Source organism: Paraburkholderia caffeinilytica, assembly GCF_051027425.1.
Lineage (GTDB): Bacteria > Pseudomonadota > Gammaproteobacteria > Burkholderiales > Burkholderiaceae > Paraburkholderia > Paraburkholderia caffeinilytica_A.
In genome coordinates, this window is sequence record NZ_CP186553.1 from 3,485,213 (window position 1) to 3,507,261 (window position 22,049).

General features: G+C 63.3%; 16 protein-coding genes. 9 read left to right on the forward strand and 7 right to left on the reverse strand.

Annotated elements, in window-relative coordinates:
* Positions 1-5: 5 nt before the first annotated feature.
* Together ACOSV0_RS35980 and ACOSV0_RS35985 are read right to left on the reverse strand one after the other, a co-directional pair.
* Positions 6-842: a TOBE domain-containing protein gene (locus tag ACOSV0_RS35980; protein WP_434112735.1), complete on the reverse strand. Its 837-nt coding sequence runs from the start codon at positions 840-842 to the stop codon at positions 6-8.
* Positions 843-1,025: 183 nt separating this feature from the next.
* Positions 1,026-1,409, reverse strand: coding sequence for a tautomerase family protein (locus tag ACOSV0_RS35985; RefSeq protein ID WP_171927053.1), 384 nt, complete (start codon positions 1,407-1,409; stop codon positions 1,026-1,028).
* A gap of 100 nt (positions 1,410-1,509) precedes the next feature.
* On the opposite strand from ACOSV0_RS35985, the gene ACOSV0_RS35990 reads away from it, so the two are divergent.
* Positions 1,510-2,361, forward strand: a complete 852-nt coding sequence (locus ACOSV0_RS35990) for a LysR family transcriptional regulator (protein ID WP_434112738.1) — start codon at positions 1,510-1,512, stop codon at positions 2,359-2,361.
* Positions 2,342-2,491: a hypothetical protein gene (locus tag ACOSV0_RS35995; protein ID WP_434112739.1), complete on the forward strand. Its 150-nt coding sequence runs from the start codon at positions 2,342-2,344 to the stop codon at positions 2,489-2,491. The genes ACOSV0_RS35990 and ACOSV0_RS35995 overlap by 20 nt, the downstream gene beginning before the upstream one ends.
* A 38-nt stretch (positions 2,492-2,529) precedes the next feature.
* Here the strand turns inward: ACOSV0_RS35995 and ACOSV0_RS36000 are convergent, their stop codons facing one another.
* Positions 2,530-3,135 (reverse strand): hypothetical protein, encoded by a 606-nt coding sequence (locus ACOSV0_RS36000; protein ID WP_434112741.1) that lies wholly within the window; start codon positions 3,133-3,135, stop codon positions 2,530-2,532.
* A gap of 112 nt (positions 3,136-3,247) precedes the next feature.
* On the opposite strand from ACOSV0_RS36000, the gene ACOSV0_RS36005 reads away from it, so the two are divergent.
* Both ACOSV0_RS36005 and ACOSV0_RS36010 read left to right on the forward strand, forming a co-directional pair.
* Positions 3,248-3,685: an MbcA/ParS/Xre antitoxin family protein gene (locus ACOSV0_RS36005; protein WP_434112742.1), complete on the forward strand. Its 438-nt coding sequence runs from the start codon at positions 3,248-3,250 to the stop codon at positions 3,683-3,685.
* On the forward strand, positions 3,682-4,383 hold the full coding sequence (locus ACOSV0_RS36010; protein ID WP_434112744.1) for an RES family NAD+ phosphorylase: 702 nt from the start codon (positions 3,682-3,684) through the stop codon (positions 4,381-4,383). The genes ACOSV0_RS36005 and ACOSV0_RS36010 overlap by 4 nt, the downstream gene beginning before the upstream one ends.
* 13 nt (positions 4,384-4,396) lie before the next feature.
* Here ACOSV0_RS36010 and ACOSV0_RS36015 read toward each other — a convergent pair whose 3' ends face one another.
* From ACOSV0_RS36015 to ACOSV0_RS36030, 4 genes are all read right to left on the reverse strand, one after another.
* Positions 4,397-5,134: a metallophosphoesterase gene (locus ACOSV0_RS36015; RefSeq protein WP_434112745.1), complete on the reverse strand. Its 738-nt coding sequence runs from the start codon at positions 5,132-5,134 to the stop codon at positions 4,397-4,399.
* A gap of 148 nt (positions 5,135-5,282) precedes the next feature.
* A complete protein-coding gene (locus tag ACOSV0_RS36020) occupies positions 5,283-6,710 on the reverse strand; it encodes a c-type cytochrome (RefSeq protein ID WP_434112747.1) in 1,428 nt (475 codons plus the stop codon).
* A gap of 20 nt (positions 6,711-6,730) precedes the next feature.
* A complete protein-coding gene (locus ACOSV0_RS36025; RefSeq protein WP_434112749.1) occupies positions 6,731-8,332 on the reverse strand; it encodes a GMC family oxidoreductase in 1,602 nt (533 codons plus the stop codon).
* A gap of 113 nt (positions 8,333-8,445) precedes the next feature.
* Complete coding sequence (locus tag ACOSV0_RS36030; RefSeq protein ID WP_434112750.1) at positions 8,446-9,105, reverse strand: sugar dehydrogenase complex small subunit; 660 nt, start codon at positions 9,103-9,105, stop codon at positions 8,446-8,448.
* A 364-nt stretch (positions 9,106-9,469) separates the two neighbouring features.
* Between ACOSV0_RS36030 and ACOSV0_RS36035 the strand changes: the two genes are divergently transcribed.
* From ACOSV0_RS36035 to glgX, 5 genes are all read left to right on the forward strand, one after another.
* On the forward strand, positions 9,470-10,132 hold the full coding sequence (locus tag ACOSV0_RS36035) for a DUF1345 domain-containing protein (RefSeq protein ID WP_434112751.1): 663 nt from the start codon (positions 9,470-9,472) through the stop codon (positions 10,130-10,132).
* Between the two features lie 464 nt (positions 10,133-10,596).
* Positions 10,597-14,058 carry a maltotransferase domain-containing protein gene (locus ACOSV0_RS36040; protein WP_434112752.1) on the forward strand — a complete coding sequence of 1,154 codons (3,462 nt, stop codon included), beginning with the start codon at positions 10,597-10,599 and terminating at the stop codon, positions 14,056-14,058.
* Positions 14,055-17,519 (forward strand): maltose alpha-D-glucosyltransferase, encoded by a 3,465-nt coding sequence (treS, locus tag ACOSV0_RS36045; RefSeq protein WP_434112754.1) that lies wholly within the window; start codon positions 14,055-14,057, stop codon positions 17,517-17,519. The genes ACOSV0_RS36040 and treS overlap by 4 nt, the downstream gene beginning before the upstream one ends.
* Positions 17,512-19,722 (forward strand): 1,4-alpha-glucan branching protein GlgB, encoded by a 2,211-nt coding sequence (gene glgB, locus ACOSV0_RS36050; RefSeq protein ID WP_434112756.1) that lies wholly within the window; start codon positions 17,512-17,514, stop codon positions 19,720-19,722. Before treS ends, glgB begins: the two co-directional genes overlap by 8 nt.
* Before the next feature lie 98 nt (positions 19,723-19,820).
* Entirely contained in the window at positions 19,821-22,040 is a 2,220-nt protein-coding gene (gene glgX / locus ACOSV0_RS36055; RefSeq protein WP_434112757.1) for a glycogen debranching protein GlgX, read from the forward strand.
* Positions 22,041-22,049: the final 9 nt, after the last annotated feature.

A 22,049-nucleotide genomic window follows, 5' to 3' on the forward strand; every position in this document is an offset into this window, starting at 1 on the left:
AACCCTCAATCCTTCACGCCGAGAATCACGCTCGACGCCTTGAATACCGCGACCGCAGTCCCGCCTTCCACCAGCCCAAGCGTATCGACGCTTTCATTCGTGACGACTGCGGTAATCACCGCGCCGCCGTCCAGCACCAACGACACCTCCGCGTTGACCGCCCCGCGCTTCACGCTCTGCACGGTGCCGCGTAGCTGATTGCGCGCGGACAGTTTCAACGGCGCACCGTTTTCGTTCTCCACGACCAGCACCACCCACGACGCCTTGATCAACGCGAACGCCGCCTCGCCCGTCACAAGCCCCAGCGTCTCGGTACTTTCATGCGTGAGCACCGCGACGATCGTATGGCCGCCCGGCAGCGCCAGCGACACTTCGTCGTTGACCGTTCCGCGCGTGATCGCCGACACCGTTCCATAAAGCTGATTGCGCGCGCTCGTTCTCATGCCGATGCGGCCGATCAGATCCCAATCCGTCGCAAAGCCTTCGATCGCCGCGCCCGCACGTTCGAGAAACCGCCGATGCTCGCGCTCGACCGCCCGAAACGTATCGATCAGCTTCACCGCGCGCGGCGTGAGCGTCGTGCCGCCCCCGCCTTTGCCGCCGGTCAGGCGCACGACGAGTGGCTCGCCGGCGAGGTTGTTCATCGCGTCGACGGCGTCCCACGCACCTTTGTAGCTCATGCCGACGGCTTTCGCCGCACTGGTGATCGAACCGGTCTCGCCGATCGCCGCCAGCAGCGCGATCCGCGCCGCGCCGCCGAGCGTTTGCGCGCCCGCCTGAAACCAGACGGAGCCACCAATCTCAAGGGCTTCATGGGACGGATCGACGCGATCGGATGTCATGGCGGCAGACGGCTCGGTGAGTTAGAAAAGGACAGCGAACCATTATAGCGACGCAACGCCCCCACAGCGCCCCGTTAACGACCGCGCACGTGCCACGTCGCAGGCACCGGCGGCCACCGGTGCAGCCCCGCGCATTCACTCCCTCGCCTCAAATGAGCTCGGATCAACGCGTCCATCCGCCACTCAAACCGCGTACTGTGCGATCCCATTTCCAAACGACCAGTTCTCCTTCAGCACCTCGACGAGATTGATGAACACATCCTCTCGTCGCAGCCCCGGCGACTCCGCCAGTTCATCCGCCATGCGCTTGTACAGCGCCTTCTTTTGTTCGAGCGTGCGCGTGTTGTTAAACGTGATCTGAATCACCACGAGATCGTCGCTACGTTCGATGTTCAGATACTGCTTGTCATACACAAAATTGCCGGCTTCGTGCTCGGTGATAAGCATGAAGATGTCGTCTTTCGGCACATTGCAGGTCTCCACCAGTGAACGCTGAATGCTTTCCGTCAGCGCCTTCCGGTATTCCACCGGCTTGCCGGCGCGCAATGCGATTCGTGTGAGCGGCATGATGAAACTCCTTGGTTGCAGTGATTGGGTAAACACAGCTTAGGCGCGCTCAGTCATAATAAACAGCCATCACTGGCTATTTCATCTATATTCATCTGAAATGAAAGTCCTCGATCTCGATGCGGTGCGCGCCTTCGTGCTGGTCGCCGATCTGCACAGTTTCACGCGGGCCGCCGACGCGCTCGACACCACGCAATCCGCCGTCAGTCTCAAGCTCAAGCGGCTGGAGGCGCACCTCGGCAAGCAATTGCTGGAGCGTACGCCACGCGTCGTGCGCCTTTCCGCGGACGGCAACGCGTTCCTCGGCGCGGCCCGCGATCTGCTGAACGCGCACGAGCGGGCGCTGGGCTCGCTGTCGGTGGAACGTCGGCGGCTCACGCTGGGGCTGAGCGAACATGTCGCGGGAACGAACTTGCCGCAGTTGCTTGCGCGACTCAACGCGCACGATCCGGGGCTGGTGGTCGAATTGCATCTGGGCATGTCCGCGGCACTGCTCGCGCAGTTCGACGAACGGCGCCTCGACGCAGTGATCGTTCGCTATGGCGCCGATGAACCACCGCGTGACGACGCACAGGTGCTGTTCAGCGAGCCGCTGGGCTGGCTGGCCACACCGGACTGGCTGCCGCGCGTCGGCGAGCCGTTGGCGCTCGCGCTGCTGAGTCCGCCATGCAATGTGCGCGACGTCGCGCTGCAAACGCTCAATGACGCGGGGCTTGCCTGGCAGGAGGTGTTCGTCGGTGGAGGCGTAGCAGCGGTCGGCGCCGCGGTTGCGGCCGGCCTGGCGGTGTCGCCGCTGGCGCGCAGAGTCGCGCCGCGAGGGTTGGTCGATGTCGGCGCGCGGCTGGGCTTGCCGCCGCTGCCGGAATCACGCGTGACCTTGCATGCGCGGGTGAGGGATAAGCGATCGTTGGAGACGTTGCGGTTGGTGACGAATGGGCTGGACGGCAGTTGAGGTATTCGACGGATTCATCGCATGGATGCGCGAGATCGGCCGCAGCGGCGGCAGCGTGAAATCCGAAGCGAAGTCGGCGGCTGCCCGCGAGAACGGCAAGAAAGGTGGCCGTCCGCGAAAGGCTGCGTGAGGCGGCTCAGCATCACGCAAAGCCGCCTGAGCCGGATCTCAGTGGAGAATCGGGGGCAACGAGCCGCTACCGGCGGTAGCAGGATTTACGGCTGCAGCCGCGGGACTCGCCGTCACGTTTGCAGCTTTGGCAGGCGCATTCGTGTGGACCACGGCAGGCCTGGCTGCGCCGGTTTTCGCCGCCACCTTGACCACGTGGGCATGCGCCGTATGGCCTTGAACCAGGTTGGCGCGCATGATCCTGCCTTGACCCGGTTTCGCCTGCGCAACCCGTGCGCCCGGCTTTTTACCCTGCGCCATCACGGCGGCCTTCGACTTAGGCTTGCCCGTACCCTTGACTACGCCCCGATGGGTAACGTTCCCGGCCGCGACCTTCTTCACGCTGCCGTGCGCTACCGGCCTGGCGCCACTCTTCGACGCCGACGCGACCCGCTGCGCCCCATGCTGACTGTTCGCCGCGTGCTTCGAAACCGCCTTCACACCGGCGCCAGACTTGACCTTGGCGGCACCCGCCGTTTTCCCGGCGTGCTTCGCCGTATGCCCAGCCGACTCGGGCGGATTCCACACTTCCGTATAACCAGCAGCCATTGCCACACCGGACACACACCACACTGCAACTGCTGTTGCGACTGCTCGAACCCACATCTCCTGCTTCTCCTCATCTTCGGCTTTATAACGAGCCGGGATTATATTCCCTTGCAAAAATCCATTTTTAGACTAATATCAACAACAAGTACATATAAGGACTCACCCCATCATGGCTCACGCTGCCCGCGCCACTCAGCCCGAACCGCCGATCCGTCGGCCGGTTCCGGAACCCACGCTTACGGAGATGTCGGCGGCGGGTCTGCGCGCGTTCTTCAACATCGCGCGAGACTGGGACTTGAGCGCCGAAGAGCAGATCGTGTTGCTCGGCTCCCCGGGCCGCTCCACCTACTTCAAATGGAAATCCGCACCGGGAACGGCACGTCTGGGGCGCGACACGCTGGAACGCCTGTCGCTGCTGCTCGGCATCTATAAGGCGCTGCAAATCCTGCTGCCGCAACCCAACGCCGCCGACACCTGGATCAAGCGTCCCAACAGCGCGCCGCCGTTCGGCGGCCGCCGCGCGCTGGACCGCATGCTGGCCGGCAACATCAGCGACCTCGTGGCCGTACGCCAGTATCTCGACGCGATGCGAGGCGGCTGGGCGTGACAGAACCGCATTGGCAGCACCGCTGGCGCAGCGCGCCGCTCGACTGGTCGCCCGCGTATCGCGTGATTCCAACGCGTTTTCCGGCCGTCAATCTGTTCGACCGGGTTGCATCGCCGGAAGATTTCGACGCCCTGTACGCGCTCGAAGCAATGACCAATGATCGCCTGCGCACCGAAGTCGGCGAACTCGATCTCATCCCGCGCGAAGAGCGCCGTTTTGGTCCGGGCTATGGGCCGATCATGGCCGCGTTGACGCACCTGAATCCGCTCGGCAGCCGCTTCTCCGACGGCACGTATGGCGTGTTCTATTGCGCCCGCTCTCGTGCCACTGCGATCGCTGAAACGCGCTATCACACGGGGAAGTTTCTGGAGGCGACCGCCGAGCCGCCCATGCGGCAACAGATGCGGCTCTACACGGTCGTGGCGCAAGGCAACGTGGTCGATATTCGCGCCGATGTATCGCTCGATCTCGCGGTGTTGTCGCCCGACGACTATGTCGCCGGACAATCGCTCGGCCGTGCCGTGCGCGAGGCCGGTGCGCCGGGCATCGTGTATCCGTCGGTGCGGGATGACGAAGGCGAGTGCCTCGCCGCGTTCAGGACCACGCTACTGCGCGACTGCCATCACGCGGCGTACCTGGAATACAACTGGAATGGCACGAGCATCGATGTGGTGTTCGAGCTCAACCAGGTCGGCTAGGCAATCGCAATCATCAAGGCAGCGCCAACGCCGCCGCCCCGCTCTCCCGCGCCGCCTCAACCGAGATCGACCAGCGCCGCAGCGCCTGAGGCTCCACGATCGTCAGCTTGCCGCCAGGCCCGAACGCGCCCGTGTCGATGAAAATCTGCGAGCCGATCTGCTGGATTTCGCGCATCGGCGTGTGACCGCAATAGGTCAGCGAAAGACCCTTCTGCCGCTCCGGATCGCCATTGCCCAAGGCCAGATCGCGCCCCCACAGCAATTGTTGCCGCGCTTCGGCAGAAAAATTACCGGCATCGAGTTCGGCGTCCGTGCCGAAGAATTCGGCATGCAGAATGTTAAAGCGCTCCTTGCCGCTGCCGACCACACGCACGAGCGGCAGCGGCCGCAGACGTTCGGCATAGTGTTGCAACCGTTCGTCCGACAAATTTGCCGCCCATATCCCGCCAATTCCATACCACCACTGGCGCCGCAAGCGCCCATCGGCGACGGCGCACAAGGTGTCTTCGTGATTGCCGAGCACCGCGTGAAACCACGGCTTGTCGAGCAGGGCCAAAGCCTGCTCGGAATGTTCGCCGCGATCTACCAGATCGCCGACCGAAAAGAGCCGGTCGTGCGCCGGGTCGAACGCGATATCGCGCAGCAGATAGCGCAATGCGTCGACACAGCCATGCAAATCGCCGACGACAAAGTCGCGGCCGCTCCTATTGGCCGCATGATGCTGGACGGAGTTGACGAGTACGGAAGCCATTCGCTCATGATAGTTCGGCATCCGCAAGTGCGTATGCGCGCTGCCTATCTTATCCTGTCGTCCCGTGTCGCTCGAATAGCGTAGAAACGACGCGAAAACGGCGCGTCGCCGGCAGGATTTGCCGGAAAACGCGCCCTCCGCACCGTCACTATTGCTGTGTGCGCAGCTTGGCGACCTGATCCACCGTTACGGTGGACTGCGGATTACCGAACTGTTTGGTCACGTAATTGGTGATGGCGGCCACCTGATCGTCGGTGAGCTGGGTGCCGAACGCGGGCATCAACACGTCAGCCTGTTTCGTCGTACGACTGACGCCGTGCAGGATCACCATCGCGAGATTATTGGCGTCGCTCGCGCCGACCGCCGAGTTATGAATCAGCGACGGATACGCGCCCGGCGCACTGGCGCCCACACCCTGACCGGTCCAGTTATGGCACGTCGCACAATTGGCGATGAACAGTTGCGCACCATTTACTGCATTGATCGTGGTGCCACGCAACGCAGTGACGTCGTCGACGGCCGGATTGCCCCACTGGTCGCGCGGACGCGATTCACCGCCACTGATCGGCGGCACCGAGCGCAAATACGTAACGATCGAGCCGACGTCCTCGTGCGTCAGATACTGCGTGCTGTCTGCTACGACTTCGGCCATCGGACCCGCCGCGTTGGCACGGCCCGGCGCCGCCCCGGTCGACAGATACGCCGCCAGTTCGTCATCGCTCCAGTTACCCACGCCGCTGTTCTTGTCCGGCGTGATGTTGTACGCGTGCCAGCCGGCCTGTATCGCGCCGGAAAAGCGTGAACTGGTCTTCAATCCCTGTGTGAAATTGCGCGGCGTATGGCATTCCTCGCAATGCGCGAGACCCTGGACCAGATACGCGCCGCGATTCCACTCGGCACTCTGTTTCGGATCGGGGACGAAGCGGCCTTCATCGAAATTGAACAGATTCCAGAACACCATCAGCCAACGCTGGTTGAAGGGGAACTTCAGGTTATTGCTCGGCGGCGCGTAATGGATCGGCGTCAGCGTGTTCAGATACGCGCGAATTGCCAGCACGTCTCGATCGGTGACCTTGGTGTACTCCGCGTACGGGAAAGCGGGATAAAGCCGCTCGCCGCCCTTGCCGATACCTTCGTGCATCGCGCGCAGAAAATCGGCGTCGCTCCATTGGCCGATGCCGGTGTCCGGGTCAGGCGTGATGTTCGGTGTCACGATCGTGCCGAACGGCGTATTGATCGGCAGGCCGCCCGCGAACGGGCGTGCCTTGTCAGCCGTGTGACACGCGACACAATCGCCGGCACGCGCGAGGTATTCACCGCGTTTCACGAGATCGCTGCTGGCCTCCGGCGCCGGCGTGACCACCGCGACGGCCGGTTGCGAGGCGTCGTCCGCGTGAGCCTGCGTGATCGGCAGCTCGTCGTTGTGTCGCACAGTTGGCCCGTGCGCTTCGTGCCAGGCGACATACAGTGCAAACAGCGAAAAGGCGGCCGCCAGCGTCGCCACCCGGAAGTGGCGGCGACGCGCGCCCTGAACAAGCGCATCGGCCGGCTGCACGCGAGAGGTGTTCTTCGTCATTGTGGCTCTCCGTTCAGGGCTCAGATTTCACGCTTGAGCTTGTCGGCCAGTTTCAGCGACAAGGCCGCGATCGTCAGCGTGCAATTCACGGAGGCGGCAGTCGGCATCACACCGCTGCTGGCGATAAACAGATTCGAGTGATCGTGTGTGCGGCAGTCCGCATCGACGACCGAATCCCCAGGATCGCTGCCCATGATCGTGGTACCCATGATGTGATTGTTCGGCGCGAACGTATCGTCGAACGAGACCTCGGCGCCGCCGAACAGCGAGGCGATCTGCGCATACAGTTCATGCGTGTTCGCCGCGCTCTTCTTCACGTAGTCGTTGATCGAGTAGTAGATCTCGGGCTGCGGAATGCCGAGCGCATCCTTGTGATCCGCCGAGGGCACCACGCGGTTCTGCGGCTCCGCGAGATGCTCGTGAAAACTGTTGATGTTCAACGTGCGTGCCGCGCGGTCGCGAATCTGGCGGTCGAGTTCGGCGCCGGTGAGGCCTTTCTTCAACAGGTCGGCGGTCACGCTCATGGTCGGCACGCCATTCGACAGATGCAGCTTTTTCGCCGCGTAATCGGAGCGGAATGCGCCGTCGCGGAAGTTGACGATCGAGGTCATCTCCATCGGCCCGCGTCCAGGCCACAGCGGTTCGTTCGCGAGGAAGGTGACACCCGTGCCCGGATGATCCATCAGGTTACGGCCCACCTGGTCGGAACTGTTGCCGATGCCATGCGGGAATTTGTCGGTGGTCGACATCAGCATCAGCTTCGGCGTTTCGATACCGTTCGCGGCGAGCACGAACAGCTTGCCGGTTACGCGTGTGCTGTTGCCGTTCGGATCCTTGTAATGGACTGCGGTGATGAGCCCTTTGTTGTCCGCTTCGACACGGTACACGACCGCCTGGGGAATCAGTTTTGCGCCGGCCTGCTCGGCCTTTTCCGCATGCACCACGCCGTTGTACATCGCGGCAATCGGGCAGATCGGCATGCAGTTGTTGTTGCCGCAGCAGGTGGGCCGCGCATCGTACGGACGGCTGTTACGCGCCACCGGTTCGGGCACGACCTTGAAGCCTTGCGCGTTGAGCACGTCGCTAAAGCGCTGATCCATGTACGACAGCGGCAACGCGCTCATCGGGTACGGTTTGGAGCGCGGCGAACCGAGATCGATCGTGCTGTCCGGACCGGAAACGCCCAATTGCATTTCCGCCGCTGAATACCAGGGCTCCAGCGTTTCATAGGGATAAGGCCAATCGCGTCCCACGCCATACAGCTTGTGCAACTGGAAGTCCGACGGCAACAGCCGCCACGCCGCGGCGGCCCAGTGCCACGTCGTGCCGCCGACCAGCCGCACATACTGCGAGTTGTAGGGATAGTCGCCCTTCTGGATCAGGTAATTGTTAGCGGGTGCGTACTCGGGATGCGGCGCGTACGGCGTGGACGGATAGGGTGTTGCGAAGTCGGACTTGGCCGGCGAGTTGCGGAAGTTCTCGACGATCTGCCAGCGTGGAATGCGCGGCCCGGCTTCGAGCAGAATCACCGACGCGCCGGCCAGCGCCATCTGATGCGCGACCAGTCCGCCTGCCACGCCCGACCCGACCACGACGATGTCGGCGGAATTTGAGTTTGCCATTGCTGCCCTCTTCTGGCTTATCGTTGCTTGCTGATTTCGCGTACCGGCGTTTCGTCGAACTACTCAATCAGACGATACGGCGACAAGGCACGCGCGAGAGGCACGTCGTTCGTTCAGGCGACCACCGGTTTCTGCGTCCAGTAGAACGGCACGTCGCGGCAATAAGATGGAATCGTCAGCACGTCCTTGACGGGCTCGAACATCAGCGCCTTTTCATAAGCAACCACGTCCACATGCGGCATGTCGCCCACGAGACCGAGATACCACGCCCGCATGATCGCGCTCACGGATTTCGCGAGCGCCGGCTGGTCCACCTGCAAGGCCTGCGTGACGGTATCGGACGGCACGCCGCCATGGCCTTGCAGCCACGTGTTGAGTGCGGCGACGTTCTGGGAGAACTGACTGTCGGATCTGGCGAGAGCCTCATAGACCCGCTTGCCGAGCACGGCGTCAAAGCCCGTGTGGCCGGTGAGACGCTGCGAGAGTGCAAGGAAGGCATCGAGTCCGCCGCCTGCGGGCGTATCAGCGAACGCCGGGGCAATCCACGAGAGCGAGCGGCCCGCGCCGGCAAACGCGAGCGCGACAGCCGTGGCGCATGCGCCCAGCACCCATGTTCTGCGCGAGGCCGAGAACGGAAATGAACGCGAGACGTGCAACGAAGGTGACTGCGAGGACCTCGGCGAAGAAAGCCGCGAGGACGAAACTGGTGACGAAAACCTGGTCGAGTGCGTCACTTCGTGGTGCGCATCTTCTTTCTCAGGAACATCTGTCATGGGGGCTCCAGATGGTGAGTCGATCGTGAGTCATTCTCAACGAGCAACGCGGCCGTGGCGTGATGCCGTTCACGCGTTGCGTCGTTCTCTACCCCAAAATCTGGTCTGGCGCCGCTTAAGCGATCTTGTATGGCCGCGCGATGCCAACGCGAGCCGCATTATGTTGTGCCGATGACAGCCTTGTGAAACAACTTCACTGCGCGGCGCGTGTGGCTAAAACGTGCCACCTGCCAATCGCCTTTCAACTGAAAGCGGCGCGCAAGGCCGTTGCGAAAGACTATAGCCTGTGATTCACCCATTCGACAAACGGTGCCCGAAGCGCGAGTAGAATCCGCGACACAGACAGGCCTCAACTCTTGACCTCATGCTCACAAAATATTATCCGCAGGTTCTCCGCAATCGACCCCGCATGCTGATCGGCCTCGCCATCGGCCTCGTGGCCGCGCTGGCCGTACCTGAACATACGCGTCCCATGGTGCGCGTGCTGGCCGGTTGGGACGCAGCCGTGTGGAGCTATCTCGTGCTGATCTGGGTGCATATGGCCGCCGCCGACGAAGGCCGCGTCCGGGAATTCGCACGGCGCGACGATGAAAATGCGGGCGTCGTGCTGCTGGTGATCTGTGTCGCGACGGTCGCCAGCATTGCCGCGATCGTGCTCGAACTGGCCTCGGCGAAGGGCACGGCCGGCAGCTCGACTGCCTGGCACTACCTGCTGACCGGCCTGACGATGTTCGGTGCATGGTTCCTGATCCCGACCATTTTCACCATGCACTACGCGCGGCTTTACTACGATCCCGATACAACGGAGACCGCCCTGCTGTTTCCCGACCGCAAGCTCGAACCGAACTACTGGGACTTCATGTACTTCTCGTTCACCATTGCCGTGGCCTCGCAAACCTCGGACGTGGTGCTGCGCTCCCGCACGATTCGCCGCGCGGCGCTGGCGCAATCGATTCTGTCGTTCTATTTCAACGTCGCCGTGCTCGGCTTGTGCGTGAACATCGCAGCGGGCCTGGTCGGCTCCTGATCCGCCGTTTTTCACTGAAAATTTTTTCTCTCACAACGTTTGCCCCGCCGGCCGCCGCTTCGCCTTTTGCGGCCCCGGCGCCCGCCTCGCGGCACGTCGTGTAAAACCCGGACGACGACCGCACGTTTTACACGCGCACCGTCCGCCACAGCGCCCCGCGCCGCTTCCGGCAGGCCGTCGCGCCACCCCTCGGGCGCGCTTCCCCACCCCTTCGCTTCGATCCAGAGCACACTGGCACAACGTTTGCTGCGTCTTGCGAGTAGTTCTGGCCGACCTCGTGCAATCGATGCCTGGCGTCAAAGCACCCGCTACTGGCCAGCGGCGTGACGATCTTTGCACTACATTGACCAGTACGCGCCCTCGCTTCACGCATCGCGCGGTATCCGGCTCTGGAAGCCCAATGAGCGCTGTGATCGCATGTCAATTGCATCCACACCGCAGCAGGACGAATCTGGAAAAGACCGATGGAATCTCCAAACGGGTACGCGCCACGGATCTACTTTTTTCATTCACTTCTCGTCGGGCCGCTCGATGCATGGCCCGCACAGTTCGCTCACGCAGCCGGACTGGGTTTCGATCATGCGCTGATCGGCGGCATCTTCGAGCCGGGGCGGGCGGGTCACGGACAGGTGGTCGGCAACCACGGCCGGCTGCATCCCGTGTTCGAGACCCGGCAACCGGCCACGGAGGCGATCCGTACGCTCGCGCTCGCCGCCCGCAAGAACGGCATGACCTTGCTGGTCGATCTGGTGATCGACCGGATGGCCGCCGATGGCGCGCTGTACGCCGAACATGCCGGCTGGTTCCACTCATTCGAATCTGACGAGGCGCGGCTCGATCCGCGCCATGTGCATCGCGAGGACAACGTCGCGTATGCCAATTTCAACGACGCCAACAGCAGCGCCGCGCTAGCCGGCTGGTGGACACAGCAACTGCTCGCGCTGGCCGACGCGGGGGTCGGCGGCTTCCGCTTCGATTCACCGCATCGCGTGCCGGCCGCGGTCTGGCGGCAACTCGGCGACGCGGTCCGCGCGAAGCATCCTGAAGTGCGTTTTCTCGCCGCTACGCCCGGTCTCGCGCGTAGCGATCTGCCCGGCCTCGAAGGCGCGGGCTTCGACAGCGTGTTCTCGTCGATACGCTGGTGGGACTTCCGCGCCAGCTGGATGGCGGAAGAACACGCCGTGCTCGCCCGCATCGCCGCCCCCATCGCTTTTCCCGAGGCGCCTTACGGCACCCGCCTCGCCGCCGATCTCGGCGACGCGCACGACGCCGCTATAGTCGAGCGTGCTTACCAGCGCGCACTGTTCGCGTCGGCCTCGACCGGCACCGGCTGGATGATGCCGATGGGCTTCGAATACGGCATCGCCGAGCCGATGTCGCAGACCCGCGGCGACGCCGCGCAGTTCGCCCTCGCCTGCCAGGCGAAACGATTCGATCTCTCGGAACGGATCAGCCACGCGAACGAGGTGGTACGCACCACCAAGACGCTGCACGCCAACGGCGAATTGCGCCCGCTCAGCGGTCCTGGCGCGCCCGCAGCGGTCCTGCTGCGCGCCGCCACACCCGACCTGCGCAACGCCGATGAAGCGGTCCTGATCGCCATCAATCCCGAACTCGGTGCACCGCTCCGCATCGACCCAGCCCGCTTCCTCACAGGCATACCGGGCAACTTCACCCGCTTCGTTTCGCTCGACGCTCCGGGCGCTCCAGGCGCTCCGGGAAATATCGAGCCCGCCGCATTGGCGCCGTTCACACTCGCCCCCGGCGCAGTGCGCCTGTTCCGTGCGGTCGCCGATAAACCGATCTGTCTCGCGCCGCCGCTCGACAAGGCGAACAGCAAGCGCAGCGGCCACAAGACCGTGCTCGACGCGATCAGCGCGCCGCGCGTGGCGATCGAGAGCGTGACGCCCTCGGTCGATAACGGGCGCTTCCCCGCCAAGCGCACGGTAGGCGAACGCGCCGAAATCACCGCCGCGATCTTCGCCGAAGGTCACGACAAGATCGCCGCCGCCGTAATCTGGCGCGCCGCCGACGAAACCGCCTGGCACGAAGCACCGATGAGCCCCGCACAGCCGGCCGGCCTCGATATCTGGAAAGCGCGCATTCCGCTGGAGCGCCTCGGCCGTCACGAATTCACGGTCATCGCATGGCGCGACGACTTTGCTTCGCTAGTCGAGCATATCCAGAAGAAGCTGAAAGCGGGACAAACCGTCGAACTCGAACTCGACGAAGCCGCGCATCTGTTCGCCCTCGTGCTCGCCGAAGTCGAAACCACAGAAGGCGCGGTGACCGCACCGCTCAACCATATCGTCAAGCTCTTCACCAAGGCCAACCCCGAGGCCAAACTCGCGCTGCTGCTGGAGCCCGCCACCGCGAAGGCGATGGTCGCCGCGCGCCACCGCCCGTTCCTGAGCCGCGATCCGATCGTCTACAAGATCGACGCCGACCGGACCGCTGCGAGCTTCGCAAGCTGGTACGAAATCTTCCCGCGTTCGATGAGCGACGACGAATCGCGTCACGGCACTTTCGCCGACGTCGTCACGAAACTGCCGCGCATCCGCGAGATGGGTTTCGATGTGCTGTACTTCCCGCCGATTCACCCAATCGGCATAGCGAACCGCAAAGGCCGCAACAACACGCTGAACGCCGAACCTGGGGACGTAGGCAGTCCGTATGCAATCGGCGGGGTCGAAGGCGGCCACACCGCCGTGCATCCCGAACTCGGCACACTCGACGACTTCAAGCAGATGCTGGCCGCCGCGCACGCGCACGGCCTCGAAATCGCACTCGACTTCGCGATCCAGTGCTCGCCGGATCACCCGTGGCTGAAGGAGCATCCGACGTGGTTCGCCTGGCGGCCCGACGGCACGCTGCGTTACGCCGAAAACCCGCCGAAGAAGTATCAGGACATCGTCAATCCCGACTTCTATGCGCACGACGCCAAACCCGATTTGTGGCTCGCGTTGCGCGACGTATTCCTGTTCTGGATCGAAGCGGGTGTGCACATTTTCCGTGTGGACAATCCACACACCAAGCCGCTGCCGTTCTGGGAATGGGTGATCGGCGACGTGCGTGCGCGCTATCCCGACACGATCTTCCTCGCCGAAGCCTTCACGCGGCCGCGCATGATGAACCGGCTCGGCAAGATCGGCTTCTCGCAGTCGTACACGTATTTCACGTGGCGCGAGTCGAAGCGCGATTTCATCGAGTACATGAGCGAACTCACGCAAACCAGCGCGCGTGATTTTTACCGGCCGAATTTCTTCGTCAATACGCCGGACATCAATCCGCGGCATTTGCAGTCGTCAGGGCGCTCGGGCTTTCTGATCCGGGCCGCGTTGGCCTCCACGTTCGCCGGTTTGTGGGGCGTGTATAGCGGATTCGAATTGTGCGAGGCCGCCGCGCTGCCGAACAGCGAGGAATATCTCGACTCCGAAAAGTATCAACTGCGCGCGTGGGACTGGAACCGGCCCGGCAACATCGTCGGCGAGATCACTGCGTTGAACCGGATTCGCCGCGCCAACCCGGCGCTGCAAACACATCTCGGCCTCACCTTCCTCACTGCGCACAACGACCACATCCTGTTCTTCGAAAAAGCGACCGAAGCACGCGACAACGTGATCCTGGTGGCGATCAATCTCGATCCGTTCAACGAACAGGGCGCGGATATCGAATTGTCGTGGGACACTTTCAACCACTGGAATCTGCACGACCATGGCGCGCTGGAAGTAACCGATCAGATGACCGGTGCGCGCTTCGAATGGCACGGCCGCTGGCAGCACATTCGGCTCGGTTCGGGCCAACCGTTTTCGATCTGGCGCATCGCGCCGCTCGGCGGCTTGCCCGCCGACCACCCGGATGATGCCGACAGCGGCTATCACGCAGACGACGCTGGCGACCCAACCCCTACGGAAGGTGCGACATGAAGCGTGACGATCCAGCCCAAAGCACGTCGCAGGCCCCTACGGGCGCGGCCACCGGCAGCGCGGTCAAAGCACGCTCGCATCGGCGCGGCAAACCAGCAGCCTTGAGCGACGATCCGCTCTGGTACAAAGACGCGATCATTTATCAGGTGCACATCAAGTCGTTCTTCGACGCGAATAACGACGGCGTAGGCGATTTTCCCGGTCTGATCGCGAAGCTCGATTACATCGCCGAGCTCGGTGTGAATGCGATCTGGCTGCTGCCGTTCTATCCCTCGCCGCGTCGCGACGACGGCTACGACATCGCCGATTATCGCAACGTGCATCCCGATTACGGCCAGCTTGCCGACGTGAGACGCTTCATTCAGGAAGCGCACGCACGCGGCATCCGCGTGATTACGGAGCTGGTGATCAACCATACGTCGGACCAGCATCCGTGGTTTCAGCGCGCCCGCCGCGCCAAGCCCGGCTCGAATCATCGCAACTACTATGTGTGGTCCGATACCGATCAGAAGTACACGGAAACGCGGATCATCTTTATCGATTCGGAGCCGTCGAACTGGACCCATGATCCGGTCGCGGGCGCTTACTACTGGCACCGCTTCTATTCGCATCAGCCCGATCTGAACTTCGACAATCCGGCCGTACTGAAGGAAGTGCTGCAGGTGATGCGCTTCTGGCTCGACATGGGCATCGACGGGCTGCGGCTCGACGCGGTGCCGTATCTGGTCGAACGTGAAGGCACCAACAACGAGAATCTGCCGGAAACGCACGCGGTGCTGAAGAAGATCCGCGCGACCATCGACGCCGAGTATCCCAACCGCATGCTGCTCGCCGAAGCGAACCAGTGGCCGGAAGACGTGAAGGAATATTTCGGCGACGAAGACGAATGCCACATGGCGTTCCACTTCCCGCTGATGCCGCGCATCTATATGTCGATCGCGAGCGAAGATCGCTTCCCGATCACCGACATCATGCGGCAAACGCCGGACCTCGCCGAAACGAACCAGTGGGCGATTTTCCTGCGCAATCACGATGAACTGACGCTCGAAATGGTCACGGATTCCGAGCGCGATTATCTGTGGAACACCTACGCGAGCGATCGCCGCGCCCGGCTGAATCTCGGCATTCGCCGCCGCCTCGCGCCACTGATGGAACGCGACCGCCGCCGCATCGAACTGATCAATTCGCTGCTGCTGTCGATGCCCGGCACGCCCGTGATCTATTACGGCGACGAACTCGGCATGGGCGACAACATCCACCTCGGCGATCGCGACGGCGTGCGCACACCGATGCAATGGTCGTCGGATCGCAACGGCGGGTTCTCGCGCGCCGATCCCGAACAACTGGTGCTGCCGCCGGTGATGGGTTCGTTGTATGGCTTCGACGCCGTCAACGTCGAAGCGCAAAGCCGCGATCCGCATTCGCTGCTGAACTGGACCCGGCGCATGCTCTCCACGCGTCGTGCGAAACAAACCTTCGGACGCGGCACCATCCGTTTCCTGAAGCCGGAAAACCGCAAGATCCTCGCGTACCTGCGCGAAATGCCGGACGAGCCGCCGATCCTGTGCGTGGCGAATCTGTCGCGCGCACCGCAGGCGGTCGAACTCGATCTGTCCGAGTTCAACGGCGCGGTGCCGATCGAAATGACTGCCGACTCCGTATTCCCGGCAATCGGCCAGCTCACTTATCTGCTGACCTTCCCGCCGTACGGTTTCCTGTGGTTCATGCTGTGCGATAGCGGGCAGCGTCCGACGTGGGCGCAAGCGCATTCCGAACCGCTGCCGGAGTTCGTCACGATCGTGATCCGCGAAGGCCAGGTCGGCCCGACACCGGAGAACGTGCGCCTGCTCGAATCCGAAGTGCTGCCGTCATGGCTGAGCCGGCGCCGCTGGTTTGCATCGAAGGATCAGAAGATGCATGCGGTACGCCTCGCCGCGTTGACCACGATTCCCAACGGCGGCTTCGCCTTCACCGAAATCGAAGCCGACGTGGGCGATCACACGGAACGCTACGTCGTGCCGATCGCGATCACGTGGGGCGGCGAGACCACTACGCCGCTGTTCATGCAACTGGCGCTCGCGCGCGTGCGCCGCGGCCGCAACGTCGGCCATCTGACGGACGCATTCTCACTGCCGATCTTCGCCCACGGTGTGCTGCGCAAGCTGCGCGAACGCGCGGTCGTACCGACTGTGCAGAAGAGCGAGATCAAGTTCATTCCAAGCGACCGTTTCGTCGAACTCGACGATCTCGGTGAGCGGCCCGAGATCCGCTGGCTCGCAGCCGAGCAAAGCAACAGCTCGTTGATCATCGCCGATGCCGCAGTGCTGAAACTGGTGCGGCGTCTGGTGAACGGCATTCATCCGGAAGCGGAAATCAGCCGCTATCTGACCCAGCTCGGCTACGCGAACACCGCACCGCTATACGGCGAAGTGGTGCGCGTCGATCCCGAAGGCGTGCCGCATACGCTCGCTATCCTGCAAGGCTATATCGACAATCAGGGCGACGCATGGAACTGGTCGCTCGACTATCTGCGCCGCTCGGTGGACGAGCTCGCCATTGCCGTCGATTCGGAAGCGCCATCGCCCGATCGCGACAACGAGGCGATTCTCGTGGAAGGCTACAGCGAGTTGGCCGGCATCATCGGCAGGCGGCTGGGCGAATTGCACGTGGCGCTCGCATCGCCCTCCGACGACCCTGCGTTCGCGCCCGAGCCCGCGAATGCCGACCAGGTGAAGGCGTGGGTCGACGGTACGCAGTCCATGCTCGCCAGCGCGCTCGATCTGCTCGCGCCACGTATCGAGCAGATGAGCGATCCGGACACCAAGGCATTGGCGCAAAGCCTGATCGACCGCCGCGCCGCACTGGTCGATACCGTCAGCAAACTGGTATCGGAAGAAGCGGCCGCACTGCGTACGCGCATTCACGGCGACTTCCATCTGGGCCAGGTGCTGGTCGCGCAAGGCGACGCGTATCTGATCGATTTCGAAGGCGAGCCCGCGCGCACGCTCGAGGAACGCCGTCAGAAATCGAGCCCGTTGCGCGACGTGGCCGGTTTGATGCGGTCGTTGTCGTATGCGAGCGCGGCGGCGCAATCCACGATGGAAAGCGCGCCGCAGCAAACCGCCGATCGCAAGCGCGTGTTGTTCGACCGTTTCCGCGCGCACGCCACCGAAACGTTCCTGACCGAGTACCGCGCCGCCGTTGCTGCCTCACCAATGCCACTGGTTGCCCCCGAGGCCGAGCAGGCCCTGCTGGATCTGTTCCTGATCGAGAAAGCCGCCTACGAAATCCGTTACGAAGCGGCTAACCGCCCGACGTGGCTCAGTTTGCCGGTGCGTGGCCTCGCCGCGCTCACCAGCCGTTTGCTGGGCGACACCGGCACGCCGCCGAGCCACGATTCATCAACCCAGGCGCCAGGCGCCGCCGCACCGCCTAATCCGGCCGAGGGCGATTATGAGTGAGCAAGACCCGGCCGCAGGCCTCCAACCGCTCGATATCGACGCGCTCGTTGAAGCGCGTCACCCCGATCCTTTTTCGCAGCTCGGTCTGCATCGAACGAACGCGGGTCCGGTGGTGCGTGCGCTGTTGCCGAACGCCTCGCATGTCACCGTCATTTCCCGCGCGGATGGCTCGACGCTCGGCGAACTCGAACAACTCAGGCCCGGGCTGTTTGCCGGCCGCGTCACGTCAGCGGCGCCCTATCGCTTGCGCATCGACTGGCACGGTACGGTGCAGGAAATCGAGGACACGTACTCGTTCGGCCCCGTTCTCGGCGACGAACCGTTGGGGCGTCTCGCCGGCGGCGACCCATATGCGGTACTCGAATGCCTCGGCTCGCGCCCGATGGAGGTGAACGGCGTACCGGGCGTACGCTTTGCCGTATGGGCGCCGAACGCACGGCGCGTTTCGGTAGTCGGCGATTTCAATTCGTGGGACGGCCGCCGTCATCCGATGCGGCTGCGTCATCAGGCGGGCGTGTGGGAATTGTTCGTACCGCGCGTCGGCCCGGGCACACGCTACAAATACGAGTTGCTGGCCCGCGACGGCCATCCGCTGCCGCTCAAGGCCGATCCGTGCGCAATGCAAACGGAAAAGCCGCCGGGCACCGCGTCGGTGGTCGCGCACGTCGACGAAATCGAGCAGTTCGTGTGGACCGATCAGGATTGGATTCAATCGCGCGCCGCCAGACAAACTGCGCGCTCGCCGATCTCGATCTACGAAGTGCATGCCGAATCGTGGCTGCGTGTCGCCGAAGAAGGTCAGCGCGGCCTCACGTGGGAAGAACTCGCCGAGCGGCTGATTCCCTACGTGAAAAGCATGGGCTTTACGCACGTGGAATTCATGCCGATTGCCGAGCATCCGTTCGGCGGTTCGTGGGGCTATCAGCCGCTCGGGCAATTCGCGCCGTCGGCGCGCTTCGGCAAACCCGAGCAGTTCGCCCTATTCGTCGACAAGGCGCACGAAGCCGGCATCGGCGTGATTCTCGACTGGGTGCCCGCGCACTTTCCGAACGACGCGCATGGCCTGATCGACTTCGACGGCACGCCGCTCTACGAGCACGCCGATCCGCGCGAAGGCTATCACCAGGACTGGAACACGATGATCTACAACCTCGGCCGCAACGAGGTGAGCGCGTTCCTGGTGGCATCGGGCCTCGCGTGGTTGAAGCGTTATCACGTCGACGGCCTGCGCGTGGATGCGGTCGCCTCGATGCTGTATCGCGACTATTCGCGCGCCGCCGGCGAGTGGGTGCCGAACATCTACGGCGGCCGGGAGAATCTCGAATCGATCGCGTTTCTGAAACGGTTGAATCATGAAGTCGGCTACGTGCCGGGCGTGCCTGGCGCAATCACGATCGCCGAGGAATCGACCGCATGGCCCGGCGTGACCGCACGCCTCGAAGACGGCGGCCTCGGCTTCCAGTTCAAGTGGAACATGGGCTGGATGCACGACACGCTGCACTACATGGAAGAGGATCCGGTCTACCGCCAATACCATCATCACATGATGACATTCGGGATGGTATACGCGTATTCCGAGCGCTTCGTGCTGCCGCTTTCGCACGACGAGGTGGTGCATGGCAAAGGTTCGCTGCTCGGCAAGATGCCCGGCGACCGGTGGCAGAAGTTCGCCAACCTGCGCGCGTACTTCGGTTTCATGTGGACACATCCGGGCAAAAAACTGCTGTTCATGGGCGGCGAATTCGGCCAGATGGCGGAATTCGATCACGACACCTCGCCGCATTGGCATCTGCTCGACGATCCCAATCATCACGGCGTGCAGAAGCTCCTGCGCGATCTGAACCATCTGTACAACGAGGAACCTGCGCTCTATCGGCTCGACAGCGAGCCGGGCGGCTTCCAATGGTTAGTCGGCGACGACAACGGCAACAGCGTGTACGCCTGGCGCCGCACCGACGGCGAGGGCCGCGAACTCGTCGTCGTGTGCAATATGACGCCCGTGCCGCGAGTCGGCTATCGGATCGGCATGCCGCGCAGCGGCCGCTGGGCAGAAGTGCTGAATACGGATGCCGGCGTGTACGGCGGCTCGAATATGGGCAACGGCGGGCTGATTCATACCGACAACATCTCGAGCCACGGTTGGCCGCATTCCGCCGCGCTAACGCTGCCGCCTTTGGCGACGATCGTTTTGCGCGCCGATTGATGGATGTGTTGTAAGGCGAGCGCGCGGCGGCCAAGCCGTGCGCTCGTTGCATGAAGTCCCACGATAGCGTTCATAAAACAGAACAAGGAAAGGGAATCATGTCGCACGCAATGCCCGACCGGCTTCTGCCCGGCTCGCCCTATCCGCTCGGTGCCAGTTGGGATGGCCTGGGCGTCAACTTTGCGGTGTTCTCGGCGAATGCGCAGAAAATCGAACTCTGCCTGTTCGATCCCACCGGTCGCAAAGAGATCAGGCGCTTCACGCTGCCCGAATGCACCGATGAAGTCTGGCACGGCTACTTGCCCAACGCGCACCCCGGCACCGCGTACGGTTTTCGCGCGCATGGGCCGTATCAGCCGCAGCATGGGCATCGCTTCAATCCGCACAAGTTGTTGCTCGATCCGTATGCCCGCAAACTGGTCGGGCAGTTCCGCTGGTCAGATGCGCTGTTCAGCTATCGCGTGCATTCGAATCGTGCCGACCTGTCCATCGACCGGCGCGACTCGGCGCCCGCCATGCCGAAGTGCGTGGTGATCGACGAAGCCTTCGACTGGTCGCACGACCAGCGCCCGAATGTGCCGTGGGGCGAAACTATCATCTATGAAGCGCATGTGCGCGGCGCGTCGATGTTGCGCCCCGATTTGCGCCAGCACGAACGCGGCACGTTCGCCGCGCTGGCCTCGCCGGAGTTCATCGACCATTTGCTGAAGCTCGGCGTGACCGCGGTCGAATTGCTGCCCGTGCATGCGTTTCTGAACGACCGTTTTCTGGTGGAGCGCGGCCTGCGCAACTACTGGGGTTACAACACCGCGGCATTTTTTGCCCCGGAGCCGTCGTATCTGAGTTCACACCGGCTCGATGAAATGCGCATTGCCGTGCGGCAGTTGCATGCGGCCGGCATCGAAGTGATTCTCGACGTGGTTTACAACCACACCTGCGAAAGCAACGAGATGGGACCGACCGTCTCGTGGCGTGGCCTCGACAACGCGAGCTACTACCGCCTGATTCCCGGCGACGAACGCCACCATATCAACGACACCGGCTGCGGCAATACTGTGAACCTGGCGCATCCGCGCGTATTGCAGATGGTGATGGATTCACTGCGTTACTGGTCGACCAAGTTCAATATCGACGGCTTCCGTTTCGATCTCGGCGTGACGCTCGCTCGCGAGCAGCATGGTTTCGATCCCGGCTCCGGATTCTTCGACGCCTTGCGCCAGGACCCGATCCTGTCGCAGCGCAAACTGATTTCCGAACCATGGGACATCGGCCCAGGCGGTTATCAGCTCGGCAATCATCCGCCGGGCTTCGGCGAATGGAACGACCGTTTCCGCGACTCGGTGCGCCGCTTCTGGCGCGGCGACGCGGGCCTGCGCCCCGATCTTGCCGCGCGCCTGACCGGTTCCGCGGATCTGTTCAACCGGCGTTTCAGGAAACCGTGGGCATCGGTCAACTTTGTCACGTCGCATGACGGTTTTACACTCGCCGATGTCACCGCATACGAGCACAAGCACAACGAGGCCAATAGCGAAGACAACAACGACGGCCACAATGAAAACTGCAGCCGCAATTGGGGCATAGAGGGCCCGACCGACGATCCGGTCATCCTCGAAACCCGCAAGCGGGTGGCCCGTTCGCTGATCGCCACGCTGCTGATGGCGCTCGGCACGCCCATGTTGCTGGCAGGCGACGAATCGCTGCGCACGCAGAACGGTAACAACAATGCGTACTGCCAGGACAACGAATTATCATGGCTCGACTGGGAGCACGCAGAATCGCTCGACGGCCGCCAGATGACCGCGTTCGTCGCGCGCGTGATTGCGCTGCGCAAACAGCATCCGCTGCTGCGTGAAACGCGCTTTCTGTTCGGCGACCGCGAGGTGCTGCCGGGGTTGTTCGATGTCGGCTGGTTCGATGAACACGGCGATCCGCTCACCATCGAAGCCTGGCAGGACCCCGAAGGCCGCGCGTTCACGCTGCGGCGCGCGGGTCCGGGCTTGAACGGCGAAACAGAAGTATTGTTGATGATGCTCAACGCGTCGGATGAAACGCTGCGTTTTTCGCCACCCGCACCGCACCTGGAATGGCATGTGCTGCTGGATACTGCAGAGCCGGAAAGCGCGCCGCACCGGCTGGCGGCTTCAGAGGTCGAAGTGGCCGCGCATAGCCTCGCGATGCTGGCGGCGCAGCCCGTCGGCGAAGCGGATTGGCAGGCGGGCTGGAAGGCCGGCGCGCAGCACGGACCGCGGCTGTTGACCGCGCTGCCGCCCGATCCGGGAGCGCATCCGCCGGGCAGCGATACGTCGCCGACCACGTAGGCGCGAAGC